This window comes from Mycobacterium sp. ACS4054, from assembly GCF_001667275.1.
Taxonomy (GTDB): Bacteria; Actinomycetota; Actinomycetes; order Mycobacteriales; family Mycobacteriaceae; genus Mycobacterium.
On record NZ_LZHV01000005.1, the window covers coordinates 20551 to 29829 of the forward strand.

7 protein-coding genes and 1 pseudogene are annotated in these 9279 nt (G+C 68.8%); 6 read left to right on the forward strand and 2 right to left on the reverse strand.

Annotation, left to right across the window (positions count from 1 at the left end; genetic code table 11):
• Positions 1 to 24: 24 nt before the first annotated feature.
• On the reverse strand, positions 25 to 666 hold the full coding sequence (locus tag A5730_RS24055; RefSeq protein ID WP_082946650.1) for a hypothetical protein: 642 nt from the start codon (positions 664 to 666) through the stop codon (positions 25 to 27).
• Between the two features lie 19 nt (positions 667 to 685).
• Here A5730_RS24055 and A5730_RS00610 point away from each other — a divergent pair, with 19 nt between their 5' ends.
• Complete coding sequence (locus A5730_RS00610; protein ID WP_067894193.1) at positions 686 to 1660, forward strand: quinone oxidoreductase; 975 nt, start codon at positions 686 to 688, stop codon at positions 1658 to 1660.
• Positions 1661 to 1678: 18 nt separating this feature from the next.
• Here A5730_RS00610 and A5730_RS00615 read toward each other — a convergent pair whose 3' ends face one another.
• A complete protein-coding gene (locus A5730_RS00615) occupies positions 1679 to 2605 on the reverse strand; it encodes a heme o synthase (RefSeq protein ID WP_067894196.1) in 927 nt (308 codons plus the stop codon).
• 256 nt (positions 2606 to 2861) lie between these two features.
• Between A5730_RS00615 and tkt the strand changes: the two genes are divergently transcribed.
• From tkt to pgl, 5 genes and pseudogenes are all read left to right on the forward strand, one after another.
• Positions 2862 to 4952 (forward strand): transketolase, encoded by a 2091-nt coding sequence (gene tkt, locus A5730_RS00620; RefSeq protein ID WP_067894201.1) that lies wholly within the window; start codon positions 2862 to 2864, stop codon positions 4950 to 4952.
• A gap of 15 nt (positions 4953 to 4967) precedes the next feature.
• Positions 4968 to 6086, forward strand: a complete 1119-nt coding sequence (gene tal, locus A5730_RS00625; protein ID WP_067894203.1) for a transaldolase — start codon at positions 4968 to 4970, stop codon at positions 6084 to 6086.
• Entirely contained in the window at positions 6083 to 7627 is a 1545-nt protein-coding gene (gene zwf / locus A5730_RS00630) for a glucose-6-phosphate dehydrogenase (RefSeq protein WP_067894204.1), read from the forward strand. The genes tal and zwf overlap by 4 nt, the downstream gene beginning before the upstream one ends.
• A complete protein-coding gene (opcA, locus tag A5730_RS00635; protein WP_067894206.1) occupies positions 7628 to 8539 on the forward strand; it encodes a glucose-6-phosphate dehydrogenase assembly protein OpcA in 912 nt (303 codons plus the stop codon).
• Positions 8536 to 9279: pseudogene (pgl, locus tag A5730_RS00640) on the forward strand (6-phosphogluconolactonase); the annotation flags it as partial. The gene opcA and the pseudogene pgl, both read left to right, overlap by 4 nt.

Consider the following 9279-nt stretch of genomic DNA (forward strand, 5'->3'; position numbering starts at 1 on the left):
GCGGCGTGCGCGGCGACCACCTCGCTATGGGCGTCGATGCGAAAGCGGGCCGAGCCCGAGTCGCTCGCAGGCGGACTCCACGGCCAGCGCGAACTCGCGCTGGGCAAGTTGGCGGGTGTGGGGATCGAGCCGCCCCCAACCGAGCGAAGGCGCCACAAGGTCGAGGCCGACAACCCGATCGTCGTTGACGTCGACCCGCGCGTAGAGCAGTTCGCCCACTGCCACCCGGGCGCGATCGGCCGCCGCCGCGACGGCCGCGTGGCCCACGTCCCAGCACTCGAATTCCGGCTCGCCCGGCCACCCGTGCGACTGCTTGCCGCCCAGGAAGATCAGCGTCGACCGCGCGGTCGCGCCCGGTAGCGTCGGCACCCCGGTGTCCGCCAGGTCGCGCAGATACCGCTCATCGAGGTTCCAAGCGACCGCGTCGGGTGGGTTGAGCAGGTGGCGCACCCGCCGGATCCAGGCGAGGAATTCGTCGCGCCGGGACGGGTCGTCGGGTCTGGCGCGCAGGATCACCAGATCCGCGCGCAGAGTCGCCGGGTCGTCCCAGGGCAGCCAGCGCGCGTGCAGACCGCGCTGCCGCAGGGCCGCGACCACGCCCGGATCGTCGCCCGGCCCCGCCAGAACGATGCGGGGATGAAAGACGTCCGGGCGAGCTAGCTTCATGCCCGGGCATGATAGGCGCATGCACGCGATCGAAGTCAGCGAAACCGGCGGCCCCGAGGTCCTGCGCTACGCAGAGGCCCCGGAGCCCACGCCCGGGCCCGCCGAGGTCCTGATCAAGGCCGAGGCGATCGGGGTCAACTACATCGACACCTATTTCCGCTCCGGGCAATACCCGCGGGAGCTGCCGTTCATCCTCGGTTCCGAGCTGTGCGGCACGGTCGCGGCGACCGGTGAGGGTGTCGACGGCTTCCGCGTCGGCGACCGGGTGGTCAGCGCGTCGGCGTCCGGCGGATACGCCGAATACGCCACTGCCCCAGCCTTTTTGACGGCGCACGTACCCGACGGCGTGAGTTCCGACGTGGCCGCGTCGGTGCTCCTGAAGGGGTTGACCGCGCACTACCTGTTGAAGTCGGTGTATCCGGTGCAGGCGGGCGACACGGTGCTGGTGCACGCCGGAGCGGGCGGCGTCGGGCTGATCCTGACGCAGTGGGCTCGCCTGCTGGGCGCGCGGGTCATCACCACGGTCTCCACCCCGGAGAAGGCCCGGTTGTCTCGCCAGGCCGGCGCCGACGAGGTGCTGTCCTACCCCGACGACGCGGAGGAATTCGGTCGGCAGATTCGCGGGCTCACCGACGGCGCGGGCGTCGAGGTCGTGTACGACGGCGTGGGCGCCACCACCTTCGACGCCAGCCTGGCCAGCCTCGCGGTGCGCGGCACGCTGGCGCTGTTCGGCGCGGCCAGCGGGCCCGTTCCGCCGTTCGATCCGCAGCGGCTCAACGCCGCCGGTTCGGTGTTTCTGACCCGGCCGTCGCTGGCCCACTTCATTCGCACCGGCCAGGAATTCAGCTGGCGGGCCGAGGAACTGTTCGACGCGGTCGGCGGCGGGGTCATCACCATCGAGGTCGGTGGGCGCTATCCGCTGGCCGAAGCCACCCGCGCCCACCAGGACCTACAGGGGCGCAAGACGGCCGGCTCGATCGTGCTGCTGCCCTGAGCCGATTCCGAGCCGCTGTCACAACAGGTGCGGCAGGGCGATCACCGAGTCGACCGCCAACGCGCAGAACACCACCGCGAGATAGTTGTTCGACTGCAGGAACAGCCGCAGCGGCTTGACCGGCTCGCCGGCGCGCACCCCGGCGTAGAGCTGGTGGGCCATCGCCAGGAACCAAACCCCTGCCACCACGGCGACCGCCGCGTACAGCCAGCCGGCGGCCAGCGCCAGCGCCAGCGTGGCCGCCACCGTCAGCCAGGTGTAGATCAGAATCTGCTTGGTGACCTGGCGCTCGGTCGCCACGGCGGGCAGCATCGGGACGCCGGCCGCCTTGTAGTCGTCCTTGTAACGCATCGCCAGCGCCCAGGTGTGCGGCGGCGTCCAGAAGAAGATGATCGCGAACATCACCAGCGCCGGCCAGCCGATGGTGCCGGTGACCGCCGACCAGCCGATCATCACCGGCATGCAGCCGGCCGCGCCGCCCCACACCACGTTCTGCGAGGTGCGGCGCTTGAGCAGCAGCGTGTAAACCAGCACGTAGAAGGCGATGGTGGCGCCGGCCAGGTGTGCCGACAGCAGTTTCGTCGTCCACCACAGCCAGAAGAACGACGCCACCGACAGCGCCAACCCGAACACCAGCGCGTGGCTGCGCGGGACCGCGGCCCTGGCCAGCGGCCGGCGCGCGGTGCGCTTCATCACCTTGTCGATGTCCGCGTCGGCCACGCAGTTGAGCGTGTTGGCGCCCCCGGCGGCCAGCATCCCGCCGACCAACGTGTTGAGGATCAGCAGCGGGTTCACGCTCCCGCGGTGGGCAAGCAGCATCGCCGGGATGGTGGTGACCAGCAGCAGCTCGATGACCCGCGGCTTGGTCAGCGCCAAATACGCCAGCACCGTGCCGTGAACTCGGCTCGGTACCTGGCTCGGGGCGACGCGCCCGCGAACGCTCACGCAATAACTCCTTGGGGTCGCAGCACGCGCAGCATCTACTACGCACGATGGTAGACCGCGGGCCGGTGTCGGCCTGCCCGCAGGGTCTATTCACCCAGACTTCTCCCAGATTTCCGAACTGAATGTTACGGGTCGAGCGGCACCGCGTAATTTTCACAGCAGCCGGCAACGGGTACCCGAAAGCCTGCACTGCAAGAGCCGGCCGTCCCGCACTAGGGTGGGATTGATCGGCTCGATGACCCCAAGGACTGAGTCTGTGACCACACTCGAAGAGATCTCCACGCTGACCCAACCGCACCTCCCCGACGACTGGTCCGAAATCGATTCGGCCGCCGTCGACACGATTCGCGTGCTGGCCGCCGACGCGGTCCAAAAGGTCGGCAACGGACACCCCGGAACGGCGATGAGCCTGGCTCCGCTGGCCTACACCCTGTTCCAGCGGACGATGCGACACGATCCGAGTGACACCTATTGGCTTGGCCGCGACCGGTTCGTCCTGTCGTGCGGGCACAGCAGCCTGACGCTGTACATCCAGCTGTACCTGGGTGGGTTCGGGCTGGAGCTGAGTGACATCGAGTCGCTGCGGACGTGGGGATCCAAGACGCCGGGGCATCCAGAGTTCCGGCACACCAAGGGTGTTGAGATCACCACCGGTCCGCTGGGCCAGGGCCTGGCCTCGGCGGTCGGCATGGCGATGGCCTCGCGCTACGAGCGCGGGCTGTTCGACCCGGACGCCGCGCCCGGCACCAGCCCGTTCGACCACTTCATCTACGTGATCGCCTCCGACGGCGACATCGAGGAAGGTGTGACCTCGGAGGCCTCGTCGCTGGCGGCCGTCCAGCAGCTGGGCAACCTGATCGTCTTCTACGACCACAACGAGATCTCGATCGAGGACGACACCGACATCGCGCTGTGCGAGGACACCGCCGCGCGCTACCGCGCCTACGGCTGGCACGTGCAGGAGGTGGAGGGGGGCGAGAACGTCGTCGCCATCGAGGAGGCCATCGCCAACGCCAAGGCCGTCACCGACCGGCCGTCGTTCATCTCGCTGCGCACCATCATCGGCTACCCGGCGCCCAAGCTGATGAACACCGGCAAGGCGCACGGCGCGGCGCTGGGCGACGAGGAGGTCGCGGCCGTCAAGGAGATCCTCGGCTTCGACCCCGAGAAGAAGTTCGAGGTGCGCGACGAGGTCATCGCCCACACCCGCAAGCTGGTGGACCGGGGCAAGGAAGCGCACGAGAAGTGGCAGGCGGACTTCGACGCGTGGGCGGAGCGCGAACCGGACCGCAAGGCGCTGCTGGACCGCCTGACCGCCGAGGAGTTGCCCGACGGCTGGGACGCCGACATCCCCACCTGGACAACGGAAGACAAGCCGTTGGCCACCCGGGCGGCCTCGGGCAAGGTGCTGTCGGCGCTCGCGTCGAAGCTGCCCGAGTTGTGGGGCGGCTCGGCCGACCTGGCGGGCAGCAACAACACCACCATGGACGGCGTCAAATCGTTTGGCCCGCCGTCGATTTCGACGAAGGACTACACCGCCGACTGGTACGGTCGCACGCTGCACTTCGGCGTCCGGGAACACGCGATGGCCGCCATCCTGTCCGGCATCGTCCTGCACGGCCCCACGCGGGCCTATGGCGGCACGTTCCTGCAGTTCTCCGACTACATGCGCCCGGCCGTGCGATTGGCCGCGCTGATGGACATCGACACCATCTATGTGTGGACGCACGATTCCATCGGGCTCGGCGAGGACGGTCCCACCCACCAGCCGATCGAGCACCTCGCGGCGCTGCGCGCCATCCCCAAGCTGTCGGTGGTGCGCCCGGCCGACGCCAACGAGACCGCCTACGCGTGGCGCACGGTCCTGGCCCGCGGCAACGGCAGCGGTCCCGTCGGGCTGATCCTGACCCGCCAGGGCGTGCCGGTGCTGGAGGGCACCAGCGTCGAGGGGGTGGCCCGGGGCGGCTACATCCTCGGGGACGACGGCGGCGACGAACCCGACGTGGTTCTGATCGCCACCGGCTCGGAGGTTCAGCTCGCGGTCGAGGCCCAGAAGTTGTTGGCGGACAAGGACATCGTCGCGCGGGTGGTCTCCATGCCGTGTGTGGAGTGGTTCGAGTCGCAGCCCGAGGACTACCGCGACAGCGTGCTGCCGCCGTCGGTCTCGGCCCGGGTGGCCGTCGAGGCGGGCGTGGCGCAGTCCTGGCACAAGCTCGTCGGCGACACCGGCCGGATCGTGTCGATCGAGCACTACGGCGAATCCGCCGATTACAAGACTTTGTTCCGTGAATTCGGTTTCACAGCAGAAGCCGTCGCGGCCGCCGCGGAACAGGTAGTGGACAACTGAGAAAGGGTGATTCACATGACTCAGAACCCCAACCTCGCGGCGCTGTCCGCCGCGGGCGTATCCGTGTGGCTGGATGACCTGTCGCGCCAGCGGCTGCAGTCGGGCAACCTGCAGGAGCTGATCGACACCAAAAGCGTTGTGGGAGTGACGACCAACCCGTCGATCTTCCAGAAGGCGCTGGCCGACAGCGACACCTACAACGACCAGATCACCGAGCTGGCCGAGCGCGGCGCCGACGTGGACGCCACGATCCGCACGGTCACCACCGACGACGTGCGTAACGCGTGTGACGTGCTGCGGCCGCAGTGGGAGGCCTCCGACGGTGTCGACGGCCGGGTGTCGATCGAGGTCGACCCGCGCCTGGCCGCCGAGACCGACAAGACCTCCGCGCAGGCCGTCGAGCTGTGGAAGATCGTCGACCGGCCCAACCTGTTCATCAAGATTCCGGCGACCAAGGCCGGGATTCCGGCCATCACCGCCACCCTTGCGGAGGGCATCTCGGTCAACGTCACGCTGATCTTCTCCGTCGAGCGGCACCGCCAGGTGATGGACGCCTACCTGGCCGGCCTGGAGAAGGCCCGCGAGGCCGGCCATGACCTGTCCAAGATCCATTCCGTCGCTTCGTTTTTCGTGTCCCGGGTGGACACCGAGGTGGACAAGCGCCTGGAGAAGATCGGTTCCGAGGAGGCGTCGGCGTTGCGCGGCCAGGCCGGGGTGGCCAACGCCCGGCTGGCCTACGCCGCCTACCAGGAGGTGTTCGAGGGCGGCGACCGGTTCGAGGCGCTCAAGGGCGACGGCGCGCGGGTGCAGCGTCCTTTGTGGGCGTCGACCGGGGTCAAGAACCCCGACTACTCCGACACGCTCTACGTCACCGAGCTGGTCGCACCGAACACGGTGAACACCATGCCGGAGAAGACGATTGACGCCGTCGCCGACCACGGTGAGATCAAGGGTGACACCGTCACCGGCACCGCGTCGGCCGCCCAAGAGGTGTTCGACAAGCTGGCCGGGATCGGGATCGACCTCACCGACGTGTTCAAGGTGCTGGAGAACGAGGGCGTGGAGAAGTTCGTGGAGTCCTGGACCGAGCTGCTGGAGGAGACGCAGAAGCAGCTGGACTCCGCCTCGAAATGAGCCCTGCTCGTACCGCTGAACAATGGCATAACCCGTTACGGGACAAGCGCGACAAGCGACTGCCGCGCATCGCGGGCCCGTGCGGCATGGTGATCTTCGGGGTCACCGGCGACCTGGCCCGCAAGAAGGTGATGCCGGCCATCTACGACCTGGCCAACCGCGGGCTGCTGCCGCCGAGCTTCTCGTTGGTGGGGTTCGCGCGCCGGGACTGGGAAACCCAGGATTTCCGCAAGGTGGTCTACCAGGCCGTCAAGGATCACTGCCGCACGCCCTTCCGGGAGGAGAACTGGGAGCGGCTGGCCGAGGGATTCCGTTTCGTGCCAGGGTCTTTCGACGACGACGCGTCGTTCGCCCGGCTGGCCGAGACCCTGGACAAGCTGGACGCCGAGCGCGGCACCGGTGGCAACCACGCCTTCTATCTGGCCATCCCGCCGAAGTCCTTTCCCGTGGTGTGCGAACAGCTGCACAAATCCGGGCTGGCCCGCCCGCAGGGCGATCGCTGGAGCCGGGTGGTGATCGAGAAGCCCTTCGGGCACGACCTCGAGAGCGCGCAGGACCTGAACCATGCGGTCAACGCCGTCTTCCCCGAGGAGGCGGTGTTCCGCATCGACCACTACCTGGGCAAGGAAACGGTGCGCAACATCCTGGCGCTGCGGTTCGCCAATCAGTTGTTCGACCCGATCTGGAACGCGCACTACGTGGATCACGTGCAGATCACCATGGCCGAGGACATCGGATTGGGCGGGCGCGCAGGCTATTACGACGGCATCGGCGCCGCCCGCGACGTCATCCAGAACCACCTGATGCAGCTGCTGGCGCTGACCGCGATGGAGGAGCCGGTCAGCTTCAACCCGGCGGCGTTGCAGACCGAGAAGATCAAGGTGCTCTCGGCCACCCAGTTGGCGCAGCCGCTGGACGAGACCACCAGCCGCGGCCAATACACCGGCGGCTGGCAGGGCGGCGAGAAGGTGGTCGGGCTGCTCGACGAGGAGGGGTTCGCCAGGGACTCCACCACCGAGACCTTCGCCGCCATCACGCTCGAAGTGGACACCCGCCGCTGGGCCGGCGTGCCGTTCTACCTGCGGACCGGAAAACGCCTGGGCCGCAGGGTGACCGAGATCGCGCTCGTCTTCAAACGCGCCCCGCATCTGCCGTTCGACGCCACCATGACCGACGAGCTCGGCGCCAACGCGATGGTCATCCGGGTGCAGCCCGACGAGGGCATCACGCTGCGGTTCGGCTCCAAGGTGCCGGGCACCGCGATGGAGGTCCGCGACGTCAATATGGACTTCTCCTACGGCTCGGCGTTCGCCGAGGAGTCGCCCGAGGCCTACGAACAGCTGATCCTCGACGTGCTGCTGGGCGAGCCATCGCTGTTCCCGGTCAACGAAGAGGTCGAATTGGCTTGGCAGATACTGGATCCCGTTCTGGACAACTGGGCCGCCGACGGCAAACCCGAGCCGTACGAGGCGGGCACCTGGGGCCCGGAGTCCGCCTTCGAGATGCTGCGCCGCACGGGGCGCGAATGGCGGCGGCCCTAAATGATTATCGACATGCCCGACACCACCACCACCGCGGTCAACAAGAAGCTCGACGATCTGCGGGAGCGGGTCGGCGCCGTGACGATGGGCCGGGTGCTGACGCTGCTCATCGCGCCCGACAGCGACGCCATCCTCGAGGATTCGCTCGAGGCGGCCAACAACGCCAGCCACGAGCACCCCAGCCGGATCATCGTCACGATGCGGGGTGATCCGTATGCCGACGAACCGCGCCTGGACGCGCAGCTGCGCGCGGGCGGGGACACCGGCGCCAGCGAGGTCGTCATCCTGAAGCTGTCCGGGGCGCTCGCGGGGCACCCCGCCAGCGTGGTGATGCCGTTCCTGCTGCCCGACATCCCGGTGGTGGCGTGGTGGCCGGACATTGCCCCGGCCGTGCCCGCCCAGGACCCGTTGGGCAAGTTGGCGATTCGGCGCATCACCGACGCCACGAACGGCACCGATCCCCTGGCGGCGATCAAGAGTCGTCGGCCCGGCTACACCGCCGGCGACACGGACCTGGCGTGGGCGCGCATCACCTACTGGCGGGCGCTGCTCACCTCCGCCGTCGATCTGGCCCCCCACGAGCCCATCGAGTCGGCCCTGGTGTCCGGCCTGAAAACCGAACCGGCGCTCGACGTCCTCGCGGGCTGGCTGGCCAGCCGCATCGACGGCCCGGTGCGCCGGGCGGTCGGCGACCTGAAGGTGGAACTCGTCCGCAAGAGCGAGACCATCGTCTTGAGCCGGCCGCAGCAGGGCAGAACGGCGACGCTTAGCCGCACCGCCAAGCCGGAGGCCCTGCTTCCCTTGCCGCGCAGGGAAACCGGCGAGTGCCTCGCCGAAGACCTGCGGCGGCTCGACCCCGACGAGATCTACCAAACAGCGCTAGAGGGCATTGAGAAAGTGCAGTACGTGTGAGCACCATCATCGAAGTTTTCCCCGACAGTCAAGCCCTGGTCGAGGCCGCCGCGAACCGGCTGGCCGACTCCATCCGCGACGCCGTGGCGGCCCGGGACCGAGCGCTCGTCGTGCTGACCGGCGGGGGCAACGGCATCGGATTGCTCGAGTCCCTCGTTGGACGCGACATCGCATGGCCCAAGGTGCACCTGTTCTGGGGCGACGAACGCTACGTCCCCGAAAACGACGACGAGCGCAACGACAAGCAGGCGCGGGCGGCGTTGCTGGACCGGATCGACATTCCGTCCAGCCACGTGCACACGATGCCGGCCAGCGACGGCGACTTCGGCACCGACCTCGCGGCGGCCGCGCTCGCCTACGAGCAGCTGCTGGCCGCCAACGCCGAACCCGGCCAGCCGGCGCCGAATTTCGACGTGCACCTGCTGGGCATGGGGCCGGAGGGCCACATCAACTCGTTGTTCCCCGACACGCCCGCGGTCGTGGAAACCAGCCGCATGGTGGTCGGAGTCGAGGACTCCCCCAAGCCGCCTCCCTTGCGAATCACCCTGACCCTGCCCGCGGTTCAGCGCTCGCGGGAGGTCTGGCTGATGGTGTCCGGCGGTTCGAAGGCCGACGCGGTGGCGGCCGCCATCGGCGGCGCCGCGCCGGTTTCGGGGCCGCCCCCGGGGCGAACGGCACCTAAACCACGCTCTGGCTGCCCGACGAGGAGGCCGCGGCCAAACTCCCCTCGGGTCAGCGGC

Bases quoted from the DNA above. Each gene is read 5' to 3' on its own strand.
- A5730_RS24055 (WP_082946650.1), bottom strand. From the start codon at position 666: ATGAAGCTAGCTCGCCCGGACGTCTTTCATCCCCGCATCGTTCTGGCG.
- A5730_RS00610 (WP_067894193.1), top strand. From the start codon at position 686: ATGCACGCGATCGAAGTCAGCGAAACCGGCGGCCCCGAGGTCCTGCGC.
- tal (WP_067894203.1), top strand. From the start codon at position 4,968: ATGACTCAGAACCCCAACCTCGCGGCGCTGTCCGCCGCGGGCGTATCC.
- zwf (WP_067894204.1), top strand. From the start codon at position 6,083: ATGAGCCCTGCTCGTACCGCTGAACAATGGCATAACCCGTTACGGGAC.
- opcA (WP_067894206.1), top strand. From the start codon at position 7,628: ATGATTATCGACATGCCCGACACCACCACCACCGCGGTCAACAAGAAG.